The 16,956-nt window shown below is 68.7% G+C and carries 17 protein-coding genes; 10 read left to right on the top strand and 7 right to left on the bottom strand.

The features are described from left to right. The first annotated feature begins 81 nt into the window (after positions 1–81). The gene (locus tag QSG27_RS01660; RefSeq protein ID WP_306703410.1) at positions 82–939 is read left to right on the top strand and encodes a dienelactone hydrolase family protein; all 858 of its coding nucleotides are present in this window, start codon (positions 82–84) and stop codon (positions 937–939) included. A gap of 9 nt (positions 940–948) precedes the next feature. Here the strand turns inward: QSG27_RS01660 and QSG27_RS01655 are convergent, their stop codons facing one another. The 5 genes from QSG27_RS01655 to QSG27_RS01635 all read right to left on the bottom strand — a co-directional run bounded on the left by QSG27_RS01655 (position 949) and on the right by QSG27_RS01635 (position 5,771). Then, positions 949–1,836 (bottom strand): EamA family transporter, encoded by an 888-nt coding sequence (locus tag QSG27_RS01655; RefSeq protein ID WP_306703408.1) that lies wholly within the window; start codon positions 1,834–1,836, stop codon positions 949–951. 62 nt (positions 1,837–1,898) lie between these two features. Further along, positions 1,899–2,504, bottom strand: a complete 606-nt coding sequence (locus tag QSG27_RS01650; RefSeq protein WP_306703407.1) for a hypothetical protein — start codon at positions 2,502–2,504, stop codon at positions 1,899–1,901. A 98-nt stretch (positions 2,505–2,602) separates the two neighbouring features. Further along, positions 2,603–4,084, bottom strand: a complete 1,482-nt coding sequence (locus QSG27_RS01645) for a pentapeptide repeat-containing protein (RefSeq protein WP_306703405.1) — start codon at positions 4,082–4,084, stop codon at positions 2,603–2,605. A gap of 198 nt (positions 4,085–4,282) precedes the next feature. Continuing rightward, entirely contained in the window at positions 4,283–4,855 is a 573-nt protein-coding gene (locus QSG27_RS01640; RefSeq protein WP_306703403.1) for an MlaC/ttg2D family ABC transporter substrate-binding protein, read from the bottom strand. 139 nt (positions 4,856–4,994) lie between these two features. Further along, positions 4,995–5,771, bottom strand: coding sequence for an MlaA family lipoprotein (locus QSG27_RS01635; RefSeq protein WP_306703402.1), 777 nt, complete (start codon positions 5,769–5,771; stop codon positions 4,995–4,997). A 405-nt stretch (positions 5,772–6,176) separates the two neighbouring features. On the opposite strand from QSG27_RS01635, the gene QSG27_RS01630 reads away from it, so the two are divergent. The 9 genes from QSG27_RS01630 (at position 6,177) to QSG27_RS01590 (ending at position 15,204) form a co-directional block, all read left to right on the top strand. Then, a complete protein-coding gene (locus QSG27_RS01630; protein WP_306703400.1) occupies positions 6,177–7,160 on the top strand; it encodes an ArsR/SmtB family transcription factor in 984 nt (327 codons plus the stop codon). After that, on the top strand, positions 7,157–8,038 hold the full coding sequence (metF, locus tag QSG27_RS01625) for a methylenetetrahydrofolate reductase [NAD(P)H] (RefSeq protein WP_306703399.1): 882 nt from the start codon (positions 7,157–7,159) through the stop codon (positions 8,036–8,038). The genes QSG27_RS01630 and metF overlap by 4 nt, the downstream gene beginning before the upstream one ends. A gap of 53 nt (positions 8,039–8,091) precedes the next feature. Continuing rightward, the gene (locus tag QSG27_RS01620) at positions 8,092–8,565 is read left to right on the top strand and encodes a DUF29 domain-containing protein (protein ID WP_306703398.1); all 474 of its coding nucleotides are present in this window, start codon (positions 8,092–8,094) and stop codon (positions 8,563–8,565) included. Between the two features lie 60 nt (positions 8,566–8,625). Beyond that, positions 8,626–12,117, top strand: a complete 3,492-nt coding sequence (metH, locus tag QSG27_RS01615) for a methionine synthase (RefSeq protein WP_306703396.1) — start codon at positions 8,626–8,628, stop codon at positions 12,115–12,117. A gap of 77 nt (positions 12,118–12,194) precedes the next feature. Beyond that, entirely contained in the window at positions 12,195–12,515 is a 321-nt protein-coding gene (locus QSG27_RS01610) for a nucleotidyltransferase domain-containing protein (protein WP_306703394.1), read from the top strand. Continuing rightward, entirely contained in the window at positions 12,505–12,909 is a 405-nt protein-coding gene (locus QSG27_RS01605; protein ID WP_306703393.1) for a HEPN domain-containing protein, read from the top strand. The genes QSG27_RS01610 and QSG27_RS01605 overlap by 11 nt, the downstream gene beginning before the upstream one ends. A 50-nt stretch (positions 12,910–12,959) precedes the next feature. Beyond that, positions 12,960–13,454, top strand: coding sequence for a thioesterase family protein (locus tag QSG27_RS01600; RefSeq protein ID WP_306703391.1), 495 nt, complete (start codon positions 12,960–12,962; stop codon positions 13,452–13,454). Positions 13,455–13,534: 80 nt separating this feature from the next. Then, positions 13,535–14,047 (top strand): pentapeptide repeat-containing protein, encoded by a 513-nt coding sequence (locus tag QSG27_RS01595; protein ID WP_306703390.1) that lies wholly within the window; start codon positions 13,535–13,537, stop codon positions 14,045–14,047. A 170-nt stretch (positions 14,048–14,217) separates the two neighbouring features. Beyond that, positions 14,218–15,204, top strand: a complete 987-nt coding sequence (locus tag QSG27_RS01590; protein ID WP_306703389.1) for a GGDEF domain-containing protein — start codon at positions 14,218–14,220, stop codon at positions 15,202–15,204. A gap of 9 nt (positions 15,205–15,213) precedes the next feature. On the opposite strand, the gene QSG27_RS01585 is transcribed toward QSG27_RS01590, so the two are convergent. Next, a complete protein-coding gene (locus QSG27_RS01585; protein ID WP_306703387.1) occupies positions 15,214–16,308 on the bottom strand; it encodes an NAD(P)H-dependent flavin oxidoreductase in 1,095 nt (364 codons plus the stop codon). 80 nt (positions 16,309–16,388) lie between these two features. Next, on the bottom strand, positions 16,389–16,862 hold the full coding sequence (locus QSG27_RS01580) for a VOC family protein (protein ID WP_306703385.1): 474 nt from the start codon (positions 16,860–16,862) through the stop codon (positions 16,389–16,391). Positions 16,863–16,956 lie beyond the last annotated feature (94 nt).

The raw sequence follows: 16,956 nt of genomic DNA, 5'->3' as shown, positions 1-16,956 counted from the left end.
CGTCCGGGAGTTGTCAGATCCGCCGCCGCACCCCACACTCCGGCAGAGGCTTGACGTCAAAACCGATCGGGAGGGTGAGGGATGGATCAAAAGATCATCGATCTTTATGACGAGTACACCCACAGGCCGCTGCCGCGCCGGGTCTTCCTGGAGCGGCTGGCGGTGCTGGCGGGCAGCGCGGCGGCCATTCCCGCGATCCTCGCCCAGATCGAGCCGAACTACGCGCTGGCCGCCGAGGTTCCGGACAACGACAGCCGCATCGCCACGGAGCGGGTGACCTTCCAGGGGGCGACCGGCGACGTCCGCGCCTATCTGGCCCGTCCGAAGCTGGCGGAGAAGGCGCCGTCGGTGGTGGTCATCCACGAGAACCGCGGCCTGAACCCCTATGTCGAGGACGTGACGCGGCGGCTGGCCGTGGCCGGCTTCGTCGCCATGGCGCCGGACCTGCTGTCCCCGCTGGGCGGCACCCCGCAGGACCCCGACCGCGCCCGCGAGATGATCGGCCAGCTCGACCCCGACAAGACGGTGAACGACCTGATTGCGGCGATGAGCGACCTCATGGCCTACCGCTACTCCAACGCCAAGGTGGGGGCGGTCGGCTTCTGCTGGGGCGGCGGCATGACCAACCGGCTGGCCGTCAAGGCGCCGGACCTGAAGGCGGCGGTCGTCTTCTACGGCCCGTCGCCCGACCCGGCGCTGGTCACCACGATCAAGGCGCCGCTGCTGCTCCATTACGCCGGGCTCGACAAGAACGTGAACGCCAAGGTCCCGGCCTATGAGGAGGCCCTGAAACAGGCGGGCAAGTCCTACCAGCTCTTCATGTACGAGAACGTGAACCACGCCTTCCACAACGACACGTCGGCGGAACGCTACAACAAGGAGGCGGCGGACCTCGCCTGGAACCGCTCCGTGGAGTTCCTGAAGAAGAACCTGGCCTGATCCGATCCGTCAGGGACGATGGGTGGCGGGCCGTGCGGAGGGAAGCTTCAGCACGGCCACCGCCAGCCCGGCGAGAACGAGAAGCGCGCCGGCCATCTTCAGCGGCGTGAAGCTCTCGCCCAGGAACAGCGCGCTGGAACTCATCCCGAAGACCGGCACCAGCAGGGAGAAGGGCGCCACGAGGCTGGCCGGGTAATGGCGCAGCAGGAAGCCCCAGGCGGCGAATCCGAACAAAGTCGCGCCGAAGGCGATGTAGGCGGCGGCCCCGAACCCCAGCGGCGTCAGGTTGGTCAGGGCGTGCCACACCCGGTCCGGCCCCTCCAGCCCCAGCGACAGCAACAGCAGCGGAATCGGCGGCACCGCGCTGACCCACAGCATCATGCGGAACAGGTCGGGCGCCTTGGCCTGCTTCATCAGCAGGTTCGACACGCCCCAGGCCGCCGCCGCCGCGATCACCAGCCCGAGCCCGAGCAGGGAATCGCCCGCCGGCATCTCCACCGCGATCAGCCCGATGCCGGAGAAGGCCACGGCCATGCCCAGCACCTGCTTCGGTCCGGGTCGCTCGCCGAGCACCGCCGCGGCGAACAGGGCGGTGAAGAAGGCTTGCGATTGCAGCACCAGCGACGACAGCCCCGCCGGCATGCCGATGTCCATCCCGACGAACAGCAGCGAGAACTTCACCACCCCCAGCACCACCCCGATGCCCAGGATGTAGCGCCAGGGCACCGGCGGTCCGCCGCGCAGGCCCAGCACCAGAAGCGGCAGGGCCGCCAGCGCGAAGCGCAGGGCGCAGAACAGGATCGGCGGAAAGTCCGCCAGACCGACCTTGATGGCGACGAAGTTGAAGCCCCAGATTGCCGCGACGGCGAGGGCCAGAGCGATGTGGGCGTTGCGCATCGTACAAGGCTAGAGACGCATTCGGGTCCGGTCAACGCGGCGCCCGTTGCGCCCCGCGCGGGTCAGCTCTTCTCGGCGTCCGTGTGGAGGATGCGGCACTCGTCCAGCGCGTTCAGCGCCCAGGAGGAACCCCCCAGATTCACGTCGCCGATGTCCGTCCTGCCGCCATCCTGTTGCAGCGTCACGGCGCGCGACCGCATGAAGGGTTCGAACAGATCCTCGTATTTCGGCAGTTCCACCGGCACCACCACCCCGCCGTCCGGCAGGGGGGTGGCTTCCAGCGCCATGGTCTCGCCATCCGGGAAAATGGCGGTCAGGCGGCTTTCCGTGCCCTTGGCCTGGGCGTGCGGGTCGGCGTTCACCAGCATGGCGGCCCCCTTCGCCGTCGCCCGGAAGGAGAGGGGCGAGGAATCGTCCGTCCGCGTGGCGTAGCAGTAGGCGGACCCGGTCTTCGTTGCCGGATGCGCCCGCACGATCCAGCCCTTGTTCTGCGCGACGACCCGCCCCGGCGCGTCGGACAGGGGGGAGGCGGGCTTGTCGGGGGGCAGCGGCCGGGCCTGCTCCGTGGGAGGGGGAGGGGCGCCGGTGGTCTGGCAGGCCGTAAGGAGCGTGGCCGCCAGCATCGCCGAGGCGGCGCCGGAGCGGATGCGGCGCATGGGACTGGTCATCTCGGATCGTGGTTCTGCCTCGTTCGATAGCACGCACACGCAAGATCGGGAAATCCTCTCGGCCCCCATGTGCAGCGGGAGAGAGGGCGCGCTTCCCGCTATCCTTCCAGCTTCTGGTGCTCCAGGAAGGCCGTCTTCAGCAGCAGCTTGAGATCGTCGCCGTACTGGTGGAAGCGGACGGAAACCTGCCCCTTGCCCACGCCTTCGTTCACGACCACCATCCGCGCGGTGGCCGTAACGTCGTCCCGCCCCTCCACGGACAGGCGCGCGTCGATCGTCTCGCCCTCGTGGAACAGATCGTCCGGCACCCGCAGGCAGAGGCCGCCGATGGACCAGTTGCGCGTTGGGTGGGCACCCCGGTCGGTCTCGACGATCAGGTTCGGATAGACGTAGCGCTTCTGCGTGCGCCGTTCCACCTGGGCCGGCGGCGGGGGCGGGGCTGTGGCCTCCGCCACGGTGATGCCCGTGCCGTCGAGCTTCGCGCCGGCCAGCCTGGCGGAGCGCAGGACGGCGTCCTCCATGCGGGCATCGCGCAGGTCGGCACCGGACAGGTTGGCGCCGTCGAAGTTGGCGGGCCAGGGACGGTCGCCGGACAGGCGGGCGGGGCGGGCGTCCGCGCGTGCCAGAACGGCGCGGATGAGCCCGGCGCGGCGCAGGTTGGTGCCGTTCAGGCAGGCTTCGGTCAGGTCTGCCCCGACCAGCTCCGTATAGGACAGATCGGCCATCTCCAGGCTGGCCTTGCGCAGCCGGACGCCCATCAGGCGGCAGCGGCGCAGCCGGGCGGCGGCGAGCACGCGCCCCGTCAGGTCCGCCCCGATCACCGACACGAGGTCGAGGTCGAGGTGGCGCCCCTCCGCCCCCTGGCTGTTCACCCACCGCTCATGCTCGGCGACGGCCTCCAGGAACTCCGCCGACGGCATGGACTTGTAGGCCGGCTTGACGATGGCGTTCTCCGGAAGGGAGGCGGGCAGGTAGTTGCGGTCCAGCGTCGCCTCGTCGATGGTCGTGCCGTCGAAGGTCACGCCGTCCAGCGTGGCTCCCCAGAAATCGGCGCCGACCAGAACGGCGGCGGTCATGTCGGCGCCCGTCAGGTCGGCGTCGTTCAGGTCCGCGCCGCTGAGGTCGCAGCCCGTGAAGTTCGCGCCGGCCAGGATGGAACGCTCCATCTTCGCTTCGGTCAGGCGGGTGACGCCGTCGCTGCGCGGCTTGTCCTCCACGCCGCTCATCAGCGATCCGGCACGGAAGTCGGCGCCGCGGAGGTTGGCGTCGGTCAGCACGGCCCGGTGCAGGTTGGCGCCGCGCAGGTCCACGCCGATCAGCGTCGCCGCGGTCAGGTTGGCTCCCTCCATGTCGGTGCCGAACAGGTCGGCCTGCGACAGGTCGGCCCGGACGAGCCGGCTCCCCACCAGGTTGGCCCCGGCCAGCTTCGCCCCGTTCAGGTTCACCCGGTCGAGGTTGAGGTTCGAAAGATCGCGGAAGCTGAGGTCGGCGCGCCGCCCGCCGCGGCGTTTCAGCCACGTCTGGTGGGCGAGGATGATCGCCTTGATCTCTTCGATCTCGTTCGGAGTCCGGTCGGCCATCGGATGGGGCGTCCGCTGCTGCAACACACTGGAGTGGCTTTGCGCGCGACCATACCTCTTCCGGACGGGTTCGTCACGGAATCGCCGTTTGGACCTTGATGAAATATGGAGCAAGAGAAAACAGGGCATGAAAAAGGGCCGCCCGAAGGCAGCCCGTGATAAAGGCCCGGTGTGGCCGGGTGGCTGGTCTGGAACCGGTCAGCCCGCGTTGCCCACCTTCTGGCGGAGCGCCTGGAGCAACCCTTCGACCCGCCCGCCGTTCTGGCTGATGACGGAGGCGAATTCCTGACGCTGGGTCACGCCCATGCTGACGCCTTCGACCACCACGTCGATGATCTTGTAGGCGGCGTCGCGCTTGCGCACGCGCCAGTCCACATTCACCGGCGGGCCGCTTGGGCGGACGATCTGGGTGGTGACCATCGTGTCCGCTTCGCCTTCCACGCGGGACCCGGTGATCCGGAAGGTCTCGCCCGAATACTCGACGAAGCGGTCGGCGTAGGTGTTGACGATCAGCCGCTCGAACAGCTTCTGGTATTCGTCATGCTGCTGCGGCGTGGCGGAGTTCCAGTAGCGGCCCAGCACCCAGCGCCCGATGTAGGCCACGTCGAAGCCTTGGTAGAGCAGGTTGCGGAAGCGCTGCACCGCCTGTTCGCGCGACAGGCTCTTGTTCGAGAAGGTGGCGACGGCCTCGTTCCCCAGCGACTGGATGAACGCGGTTGCGCCCGGATCGGCCGACTGTGCGGCGGCGGGACGGGCGGCCCAGCTGCTCACCGCGAGCAGGGCCGCGCACACGAGAAACAGGCGACGTGTCAGCATGGCAAGGCAAAAGTGGCTGCCGCGGGGGCTTTGTCAACACTCAATCGGTCAAAGGATCGAGTGCCGGCGGTCGCGACCGCGGCAGGCCGCCTCCTTATTTCTTGGCGGGTTCGTCGAAATCCGGGAACTCCGGCGTCGCCGGCGCGATGTCGTTGGCGATCGCGGCGCGGCGCTGCTGCGCGTACAGGCTGCGGGCCGTCGCGTAGAAGTCCAGGGAGTTCTTGCGCAGGTCGTCGATCTCGCGCAGGAGCTGCGAGCGGCGGTCCAGGCCCGCGGCGGCGGTCCGTCCGTACTGCGCGCCTTCCGCCCCGGCGGCGTTGGTGCCGATGCGGAACGGGTCGGCCAGCGTGTCGACGCCATAGCCCACCGTGTCGCGGAGATTCGACGGGCCGAGGAAGGGCAGCACCAGATACGGCCCCGGACCGACGCCCCAGACGCCCAGCGTCTGGCCGAAATCCTCCGGACGGTCGCCGATGCCGGCCTCCGACGCCACGTCGGCGAAGCCGCCCAGGCCGAGGATCGTGTTTGTCATGAACCGCCCGGTGGCGATCTGCGCACCCTCGAAATCAGCCTGCAGCAGGTTGTTGGCGATGTAGAGCGGGCCGAGGAGGTTTTGCACGAAATTGTGCACGGCCTGGCGCAGCGGGTCGGGGAAGACGCCCACATAGACCTCGGTCGCCGGACGGATCAGCAGGATGTCCGCGGTCTCGTTGACGGCGAAGACGAATCGGTTGGGGATCTCCAGCGGATCGCTGACCGTGACGTCGGCCTCGCCGGTTCCGGGCGCGGTGGCGCAGCCCGCCATGCCAAGGGCGACGACGGCCACGGCGGCCGAGCGAAGAACGGAGCGGGAGAAATTGGCCAGCTTCATCGGCGACGGCTCTTTCTGGGGACACGACTGGGCGGGGCATCCGATTCCGCGGCGCCATCGCGCCGCGTCCGAAGGGCGTGAGCCCCTCGCCGGGCGGCAACGGACGCTGCCGGACAGGATATCGCCCGGAAAATCCGCGCGATCCCTTCATTCCGTGCCTAACACAGGCGCCGCCGTTTGACCAGCGCGCCACGCGAGGTCACCGCGCGGTTGCCGCCTTATATGGTAGGATTGCCGCGCCCTTCGCGCAAACGTTCCGTGTGGACGGTCGGGCTTGCGGGCCGCCGGGGCCGCCCGCGAAAACGTGTTTACGCTGCATAAAGATATCTTTATATCTGTATTCCGCATGGCGCGCCGCGGTGGCGCGCCGGTCTCTGGGAGCGTTTCGGGGCGGTGCCGGCGGTCATGGACGAATTGCTTGCGACATTGAAGGCGGCGGCGGAGACCACGCGGCTTCGGCTGCTGGCGCTGTGCGCCCACGGCGAGCTGACGGTGACCGAACTGACCCAGATCCTGGGGCAGAGCCAGCCGCGCGTGTCCCGTCATCTGAAGCTGCTGTGCGACGCCGGGCTGCTCGACCGGTTCCGGGAGGGCACCTTCGCCTTCTACCGGCTGGCGGAACGCGGCGCCTCGGCGGAACTGGCGCGGGTGCTGGTGGACGCCATCCCGTCCGACGATCCCACCCTGACGCTGGACCTGGAGCGGCTGGAGGCGATCAAGCGCGCCCGCTCGGAGGCGGCGGCCAGCTACTTCCGCGAGAACGCCGCCCGCTGGCACGAAATCCGCTCCCTGCATGTTCCGGAGCGCGAGGTGGAGGAGGCGCTGCTGCGCCTGATCCCCGCGGACGGCATCGGCGACCTGCTGGACATCGGGACCGGCACGGGCCGCATGCTGGAGGTTCTGGGTCCCCGCGCCCGGCGCGCCGTCGGCGTGGACCAGTCGCGCGAGATGCTGTCCATCGCCCGCACCAAGCTGGAGGACACGGCGCTCCGCCACTGCCATGTGCGGCAGGCGGACATGTACCAACTGCCTTTTCCGTCCGGCTCCTTCGACGCGGCGGTCGTCCATCAGGTGCTGCATTTCGCCGAGGCGCCGGCCGATCTGCTTGCCGAGGCGGCGCGGGTCCTGCGGCCCGGCGGGCTGCTCCTGGTCGTCGATTTCGCCCCGCACGCCCTGGAAACCCTGCGCGCGGAGCATGCGCACCGCCGCCTGGGCTTTTCCGACGCCGAGGTCGCCTCCTGGTGCCGCCTGTCCGGCCTGGAGTGCGACGCCGTGGTGCATCTGCCCGGCGACCCGCTTACCGTATCCATATGGCCGGCGGTGCGTGCCGCGAAGGGCGCGCCGCAGGTCCACCCCTCCATCCTCTCCATCAGCGGAGCCCAGTCATGACGTCCGGCATCCCGTCGGTCAGCTTCGAGTTCTTCCCGCCCAAGACGGAGAAGATGGAACAGAGTCTGTGGCAGGCGATCCAGCGCCTCGCCCCGCTCGGCCCGTCCTTCGTGTCGGTGACCTACGGGGCCGGCGGCTCGACGCGCGAGCGCACGCACAACACGGTGACCCGCATCCAGAAGGAGACGGGCATCCCCGCCGCCGCCCACTTCACCTGCGTGGGCGCGACGCGCGAGGAGATCGACGCCATCGCCCGCACCTATTGGGACGCCGGCATCCGTCACCTCGTGGCCCTGCGCGGCGATCCGCCGGAGACCGAGGGCGGGGTGGGCGGACGCTACGTCCCGCATCCCGGCGGCTATGCCTACGCCGCCGATCTGGTGGAGGGGATGAGGAAGGTCGCCGATTTCGAGATCTCCGTCGCCGCCTATCCGGAATCCCATCCGGAAGCGCCGAGCGCGCAGTTCGACCTGGACAACCTGAAGCGCAAGGTGGACGCCGGGGCGACGCGGGCGATCACCCAGTTCTTCTTCGACAACGACGCCTATTTCCGCTTCCTGGACCGCTGCGCCGCCGCCGGCATCACCGTGCCGATCGTCCCCGGCATCCTGCCGATCACCAACTTCGCCCGCGCGGTGGAGTTCGCCGGCAAGTGCGGTGCCGCGATGCCGAAGCGCTTCGCCGAAACCTTCGAAGGGCTGGATTCCGATCCGGAGACCCGCCAGCTCGTCGCCGCGACCATGGCCGCGGAGCAGTGCCAGGCGCTCCAGGCCCAGGGCATCAGGGATTTCCATTTCTACACCCTGAACCGCTCGGAACTGACGCTGGCCATCTGCCGGATGCTGGGTGTGAAGGCGAAGCAGCCGGCGGTGTCCTGACCGCGCCCCTATGTTAGGGTGTTGCGGATGATCGCGGTCGCGGAGGAAGGGCCATGGACAGCCGGATCGGATACGACGACGACTTCTACGCCTGGACCCAGGAACAGGCGCGCCTCCTCCGCGAAGCCGCCCGCGAACGCCTGAACACGCCCATCGACTGGGATCATGTGGCGGAGGAGATCGAGGACATGGGCAGGAACGACCGGCGCGCGATCAGCAGCCACCTTGCCCATGTCATCGAACATCTGCTGAAACTGGAATTCTCCCCGGCCTCCGACCCGCGCAGCGGCTGGCGGAAGTCTGTACGCGAGCAGCGTGCGGCCGCGGTCGATGCGTTGGCCGACAGCCCCAGCCTGAAGGGCCATGTGGATCTTCCGTTGGCGTTCCACCGTGGCCGCGGCCTCGCCATCGACGGGCTCGGACAGGATCGCGTCGATGAACGGGACCTTCCGTCCGATTGCCCCTATGCGCTCGAGCACCTGCTCGATGAAGGCTGGTGGCCGGCGAACCGCCACGGCCTCGACTGAACCTCTGAATCTCCGAACCTTTCCGCCCGACCTTCCTTCCGAAACGGACCCGACCTTCCCATGCCGCACATTCTCGACACTCTCCGCGACCGCGTCCTGCTCTGCGACGGCGGGTTCGGCAGCCGCATCCAGGCGCTCGATCTCGACGTGGAGAAGGATTATTGGGGGCACGAGAACTGCACCGACATCCTGCCGCTGTCGCGCCCGGACATCGTGCGGGAAATCCACCGCGGCTATTACGAGGCCGGCGCGGACATGGTGGAGACCGACACCTTCGGCGCCTCCCCGGTGACGCTGGGCGAGTTCGGCATCTCCGAGAAGGCGTTCGAGATCAACCAGCGCGCCGTCGAACTGGCGCGCGAGGCGGCGGAAACCTTCAAGGACGGCCAGCCGCGCTTCGTCATCGGCTCGGTCGGGCCGGGCACCAAGCTGCCCAGCCTGGGGCACATCCCCTATCAGGAGCTTGAGGACAGCTTCTTCGTCCAGGCGGCGGGCCTGATCGCCGGCGGCGCCGACGCCATCCTGGTGGAGACCTGCCAGGACCCGTTGCAGATCAAGGCCGCGGTCAACGGCATCAAGCGCGCCCGCGCCGAGGCCGGCACCGACACGCCGGTCTTCGTGCAGGTGACGGTGGAGACGACCGGCACGCTGCTGGTCGGCACCGACATCGCCGCGGCGGCGACGGTGATCCAGGCGCTGGACGTGCCGCTGATGGGGCTGAACTGCGCCACCGGCCCGCTGGAGATGAGCGAGCATGTGAAGTGGCTGACCCAGAACTGGCCGGGCCTCGTCTCCGTGCAGCCCAACGCCGGCCTGCCGGAGCTGGTGGACGGCAAGACCCACTACCCGCTGCGCGCCGAGGACTTCGCCCACTGGCTGGAGCGCTTCGTGACCGAGGACGGGGTGAACCTCGTCGGCGGCTGCTGCGGCACCAACGTCCCGCACATCGCGGCGGCCAACCAGATGCTGCGCAAGCTGGCCCCGGCGGGCTCGCACCGCCCGAACCCGAAGGGCCGCACGGTCCATTGGGTGCCGGCGGTCGCCTCGCTCTACTCCCAGGTCACGCTGCGCCAGGAGAACGCCTTCTTCGCCATCGGCGAGCGCTGCAACGCCAACGGCTCGAAGAAGTGGCGCGAGCTTCAGGAGAGGAACGACTGGGACGGCTGCGTCGAGATGGCCCGCGAGCAGGTGAAGGAGGGCAGCCACACGCTGGACGTCTGCACCGCCTTCGTCGGGCGCGACGAGGTGGCGGAGATGCAGGCGGTCGTCCAGCGCTTCTCCGGCTCGGTCACGGCGCCGCTGGTCATCGACTCCACCGAATACATCGTTCTGGAGAAGGCGCTGGCGCTTTACGGCGGCAAGGCGATCGTCAACTCCATCAACTTCGAGGACGGCGAGGAACCGGCCCGCAAGCGACTGGCGCTGGCCAAGAAGTTCGGCGCGGCGGTGATCGCGCTGACCATCGACGAGGAGGGCATGGCGAAGACGCCGGAGCGCAAGCTCGCCATCGCCAAGCGCCTCTATGACCTCGCGGTCAACGAATACGGCCTGCCGGCCCACGACCTGCTGTTCGACCCGCTGACCTTCACCATCGCCACCGGCAACGAGGACGACCGCAAGCTGGCCATCTGGACGCTGGAGGGCATCGAGGCGATCTCCCGCGAGATGCCCGGCTGCCAGATCATCCTGGGCCTGTCGAACGTCTCCTTCGGCCTGAACGCGGCGGCCCGCCACGTCCTGAACTCCGTCTTCCTCGACCATGCGGTGAAGCGCGGCATGACCGGCGCCATCGTGCATGTGTCGAAGATCATGCCGCTGCACCTGATCCCCGAAAAGGAGGTCAAGACCGCCGAGGACCTGATCTTCGACCGCCGCGCCGAAGGCTACGACCCGCTCCAGTCCTTCATCGCGCTGTTCGAGGGCCGCAAGGCCGCGGACGCCAAGAAGAAGGCCCGCGCCGAGACGGTCGAGGAACGGCTGAAGGAGCGCATCGTCGACGGCGACCGCACCGGTCTGGAGGACGATCTCGCCGAGGCGATGAAGACCCATCCGCCGCTGGAGATCATCAACACCTACCTGCTGGACGGCATGAAGGTGGTGGGCGAGCTGTTCGGCGCCGGCAAGATGCAGCTTCCCTTCGTGCTCCAGTCCGCGGAGACCATGAAGGCCGCCGTGGCGTGGCTGGAGCCGCACATGGAGAAGCTGGACGGCCAGCAGAAGGGCACCATGGTGCTGGCCACCGTGAAGGGCGACGTCCACGACATCGGCAAGAACCTCGTGGACATCATCCTGACCAACAACGGCTACAAGGTCGTCAACCTGGGCATCAAGCAGCCGGTCGGCGCGATCATCCAGGCGGCGAAGGAGCACAAGGCCGACGCCGTGGGCATGTCCGGCCTGCTGGTGAAGTCCACCGTCGTCATGCGCGAGAACCTGGAGGAGATGACCCGCGAGGGGCTGGAGGTGCCGGTCCTGCTCGGCGGCGCCGCGCTGACCCGCGCCTATGTGGAGACGGATTGCGTGGCCTCCTACGGCTCGGGCCGCGTCGCCTATGCGGGCGACGCCTTCGACGGGCTGACCCTGATGGATCAGGTGGTCGGCGGCAGCTTCGACCAGCAGCTCGCCATCCAGCAGGCCAAGCGGGCGGGCCGGGCGGTCAACCGCCGCCGCGTGCTGGGGCAGGCGACCAGCGCCACGGTCGGCCCGGTGGACAAGGACGCCGCCCGCGCCCGCCGCACCCGTCTGGCCGAGGGCGTGCCGGTGCCGACCCCGCCCTTCTGGGGGCCGAAGGTCATCGAGCATGTCCCGCTGAAGACGTTGGTCACCTACCTGAACGAGCGGATGCTCTATCAGCTCCAGTGGGGCTACCGGAAGGACGGCAAGTCCTTCGAGGAGTTCAAGGAGTGGGCGAAGAAGGAGCTTCGCCCGGTGCTCGACCGCATCCTCCAGATCGCCGCCAAGGAGGAGATCCTGCGGCCCCAGGCCGTCTACGGCTACTGGAAGGCGGCGGCCGATGGCGACGACGTCATCCTGTTTGCCGAGGACGGTGCCAGCGAGGTCGCCCGTTTCACCCTGCCGCGCCAGGGCAAGGAGGATGGGGAGTGCATCGCCGACTTCCTGCGCGATGTGAACGACGGAGAGCGGGACGTGCTGGGCCTCCAGATCGTCACCATGGGCCAGCATTGCGCCGACGTGGCGCGGGACTGGTTCGCGGAGAACCGCTACCAGGACTATCTCTACCTGCACGGCCTGTCGGTGGAGATGACCGAGGCCATGGCGGAATACGTCCATGCCCGCATCCGCGCCGAGCTGGGCTACGGCGCCGAGGACAGCCGCGACAAGGAGAAGCTGCTGCAGCAGGCCTACCGCGGCAGCCGCTACAGCTTCGGCTACCCGGCCTGCCCGAACCTCGCCGACCAGGAGCAGCTTCTGAAGCTCCTCGACGCCGGGCGGATCGGCGTGGAGATGTCCGACGAGCACCAGCTTCACCCGGAGCAGAGCACCTCGGCCATCGTGCTGCACCATCCGCGGGCGAAGTATTTCAGCGTGTGATGCGGCACGCCTGAACCGGGGCATCGCCTCCGTTCCCGTGTTATGATGGGAGCGGAGGCACCCTCAGGATGGTTCCGATGGCGGTGGTTGACCAGAAGCTGCAAATCCTGCTGGACCGGATCGTCCCGGCCCTGAAACCGGAAGCCGTCTATCTGTTCGGCAGCCGGGCGCGCGGCGACGCGCGCGAGGACAGCGATTACGACCTGCTGGTCGTGGTGCCGGACGATGCGCCACGGGAGCATCGCTCCGCCGTCTATGCGCAGGCTGCGAAGGCCGGGACGGGCATCCCGGCGGACGTCATCCCGTGTCGGCGATCCTTCTTCGAGGCGAACAGGGAGCAGGTCGGCACGCTCAGCTACAAAGCGGTCCGTGAAGGGGTGCGCGTCTATGGCGCATAGGGTCGGCCCGGGGGACTGGATCGCCACGGTCGATGAGGACATCCGCGCGGTTGAGCTTTGCCTCGCGTCGGATCGCCCGGCCATCAAGGCGGCCACGTATCATTGCCAACAGGCGGCTGAGAAACTGGTCAAGGCGGTGTTGGTTTCCTTGAACATCGATTTTTCAAAGACGCACGACATCGACTCCCTCATCATGCGAATTCCGGCAGGCGAGCCGGCGCGTGGGCCGCTGTGCGTCCTTGGAAAGTTCACCGCTTATGCGACGTTGTACCGCTATCCCGGCGAAGCGAGCGATGTGTCCGATGATCCGACTTTGGAAGAGGCCGCGTCCTGGCTGTCGGAGATCCAGGCGGTGCGGATGGAGGTCATGCGGTTCCTGAACCTGCCCGGCTGACCATACAAGCCGGTTCCCAATGCGCGGCGGCTTCGCTTATCCTTGGGGGCATGAACCATTCGCCAGCCCCGCTGAACCTCCACCGCGAGACGGTCCGCCCGGAGTGGATCGACTACAACGGCCACATGAACGTGGCCTACTATCTGCTTGCCTTCGATCACGCGACCGATGCCGTCCTCGACCATTTCGGGATCGGCAAGGACTATGCGGAGGGCGAGGGGCGGTCGATGTTCGCCGTCGAGGCGCATCTGACCTACGCCCGCGAGGTGACGGAGGGCGACGGGCTGACCTTCGCGTCGCTCATCCTGGGGGGCGACGCCAAGCGGCTGCACCTGTTCCATGAAATGCGCCACGAGGAGGACGGCTTCCTCGCCGCCACGGCGGAGTTCGTTCTGGTCCATGTCGACCTGACGGAACGCCGGTCGGTGCCCCTGGCTCCGGAAACGGTGGAACGGCTGGCCCGCACCACGGCGGAACACGCGGCTCTGCCCGTGCCGCCGCAGGCCGGGCGTTCGGTCGGGCTGCGGACATCGAAGGGGGCGTGACCGTACGTCGCTGTCCCGCGTGGTCTTTTGTCGTGGGGAACCCTTTGTTATTGGGCCTGAGCGACACTATCTGTTGGCGCATGAAGACGACAATTTTCGCCGCCTTCGCGGTACTTGCCACCTTCCTGGGCACCACCCTGGTCCCCTCCGCCGCACTGGCCGAATGCACCGACCCGGCGCAGCCGAAGGCGAACTGGCGCCGCTGCTACTTCGATGGGCGCGATCTGTCGGGCGCGAAGCTGTCCGGAGCCATGCTGCGCGACGCCACCTTCCAGCGGGCCACGCTGAAGGACGCCGACCTGACGGAAACCGACGGCTACCGGGCGAAATTCTTCAGCGCCACCATGCCGGGCGTGAAGCTCGACGGCGCCCGCCTGATCGAAGCCGACTTCACCCGCGCCGACCTGACCGGGGCGTCGCTGAAGGAGGCGGACCTGCGCAACGCGAAGCTGGTGAACGCCGTCCTGCAAAAGGCCGATTTCACCGGCGCGCGGCTGGGCGGGGCGGATCTGCGGCACGCCGACCTGTCGGGCGCCACCTGGATCGACGGCACGACCGTTTGCGCGGAGAAATCCGTGGGACAGTGCAACTGACAGAACCGCAAGTAAATTTGCGTCCTGCTGTATTATGATAACCCTATTCGAAAGTTGCTTGCCCGCCTCTTTCCCGCTGCGGTAGCCTTTTTCTACGGCGCAGTGGAAAGGCAACGGCTATGGCGGGTGATGAGGATTTCGAGACGGCACGGGCTCTCGCGGACCGTGCCATGGATCGGATCATCGCCAACGCCCTGTTGCCGAATCCGGAGAATTTCACCCTCTGGTACGCCTATTTCGGCGGACAGAACCCCGACCTGACGCGCGCCATCGAACTGGCTCAACGCGACGGCGCTGCGCTGTCGCAAAGCCATTGCGACGAGTTGTACAAGCGCTTCTTCACGCTGGACGCCGAGGCCCAGGCCGTCCGCGAAACGTCGGAGCGGGCGCGCGTCGCGCTTGGCCGCATCCTGGACCAGTTGGGCAGCGTGGGGTCGGAGACCGACCGCTACGGGCAGGCGCTGGCCGGCTTCCGGGGGGAGCTGGACCAGCCGATGACGCTGGCCGAGTTGCGCGCCATGGTGGCGGCCATCGCCGCGGAGACGACGGCCATCGTGGACCGCCAGACCCGCCTGCAAAGCCAGCTTCTGGAATCGAGCCAGCAGTTGGCGGAACTGCGCGTCGTTCTGGATTCCGCCCGGCGGGAGGCGATGACCGACGGGTTGACCGGCATCGCCAACCGCCGCGGCTTCGATCTGGCGCTGGCCTCCGCCGCGGAGGTCGCGCAGCAGACCGGCCTGCCGATGACCCTGCTGATGGTGGACATCGACCATTTCAAGCGCTTCAACGACACCCACGGCCATCTGGTCGGCGACCATGTGCTGAAGCTGGTCGCCAAGGTGCTGACCGAAGGGGTGAAGGGCCGCGACACCGTCGCCCGCTACGGCGGGGAGGAGTTCAGCGTCGTCCTGCCCCACACCGGCCTCGCGAACGCGGTGACGCTGGCGGAGCAGCTCCGCGCCTCCGTGGGGTCGCGGCAGATCATCAACCGGACGCGCAACGCCAATTACGGCTCGGTCACCCTGTCGGCCGGGGTGGCGGAGTACCGGCCCGGCGAGGATCTGCTGGCCCTCATGCACCGTGCGGACGAGGCGCTCTACACCGCCAAGCGCGGCGGGCGGAACCGCGTCTGCACGGAGGAGACGGCGGCGGGTTGACCGCAACCGTCAGGCGCCGCCGCTGAGGCGCCGAACCGCGGCATCCGTTTCGTCCGCCAGCCGCCCCATCAGCGCCGCCGCGGTCTGCCGCCGCGCCAGCCGGACGCCCTGTCCGGCCCAGAGCGACAGGAACTCGGCCCGTCCCTGCTGGGCGGCGGCGGTGCGCATCGGGCGGGTCAGCGTGTTCTGAAGGGGGAAGGGCAGGGCGGCGCCGTCCGGGATGTCCTCGATGACCCGGTTGACGATGCCGCGCGCCGGACGGCCCGAGAAGGCGCGGGTCACGCGCGTCTGCGTCTCGCGGGCGTCGAGGATCGCCTGCTTGTGCACCTCGGGGATTCCGGCTTCCGCGCAGGTCAGGAAGGCGGTGCCCATCTGCACCCCGGCGGCGCCGAGCGCCAGGGCCGCCGCGATGCCGCGCCCGTCCATGATGCCGCCGGAGGCCAGCACCGGAAGGCCCACCGCGTCCACCACCTGCGGGACGAGCGCCATGGTGCCGACGAGACCGGCGGCGAAATCCACCTCTTCCTGACCAGCGGCGAAACTGCCGCGGTGGCCGCCGGCCTCGGCCCCCTGGGCGATCACGGCGTCCATGCCCGCCCGTTCCAGCGCCACCGCCTCGTCCACGCCGGTCGCCGTTCCCATCAGGAGCATCCCCCGCGCCCTGATGGCGGCCAGGGCGTTGGCGGGCGGGATGCCGAAGGTGAAGCTGAAGGCCGCCGCCCCGCTGTCCAGCGCCGCGGCCAGTTGGGCGGCGAAGCCGTCGCCCCCCAGGGCCGGCGTGCCGGGGGCGGGCAGGCCGAGGTCGGCGTGATAGCGCGCGATGCGGGCGACCGCCGCCGCCATGTCGCCGGCCTCCGGCGTGGCGGGTGCCGGCAGGGGAGCGAACAGATTGATCCCGAAGGGGCGGGCGGTCCGGGCGCGGATGGCCTTTGCCCGCTCCGCGATCTGGTCCGGGGTCAGATAGGCCGCCCCGATGAAGCCGATGCCGCCGGCCTCGCCCACCGCGGCCACGAGGTCCGCCGTGTCGGCGCCCCCGGCCATCGGGGCCTGGACGATGGGAAGGGACAGGCCCAGGCGTCGGGTCAGTGTGGTGTGGAGCGGCATCGCGCCGTCCTCCGCTGTTGGTGGGGCCGGAAGGGGAACGTAAACACGCGCGTGCAGACGGCGGCGTCCGCCGAAAACCGTCAGCCGTGCCTTGCCGCCTCGATCGCGGCGACATCGATCTTCGTCATGCCCATCATCGCCTCGAACGCCCGTTTCGCTTCGCCGCCGCCCGCGGCCAGCGCGTCGGTCAGCACGCGCGGCGTGATCTGCCAGGAGACGCCCCAGCGGTCCTTGCACCAGCCGCAGGCGCTCTCCTGGCCGCCGTTGCCGACGATGGCGTTCCAGTAGCGGTCGGTCTCCTCCTGATCGTCGGTGGCGATCTGGAACGAGAACGCCTCGTCGTGCTTGAAGGCGGGGCCGCCGTTGAGGCCGAGGCAGGCGACCCCGGCCACGGTGAACTCCACCGTCAGCACGTCGCCCGCCTTGCCGGACGGATAATCGCCGGGCGCGTGGTGGATGGCGGTCACCGCGCTGTCGGGAAAGGTCGCGGCGTAGAAGCGGGCGGCATCCTCCGCGTCCCGGTCGAACCAGAGGCAGATCGTGTTCTTTGCCATGGCCTGTCCTTTCGCATCGACGCCGTTCCCGAGCGCCTGCCGGTTCACAGCCTAGGGCAAGCAGGCCATCGTGAATAACGATTTGTTCTGATCT

Origin of the sequence: Azospirillum isscasi, assembly GCF_030849505.1 — a bacterium.
In the GTDB taxonomy this organism is placed as follows: domain Bacteria; phylum Pseudomonadota; class Alphaproteobacteria; order Azospirillales; family Azospirillaceae; genus Azospirillum; species Azospirillum isscasi.
The sequence above is the reverse complement of the archived record's forward strand: the minus strand, read 5'-3'. Positions and strand labels throughout refer to the sequence as shown.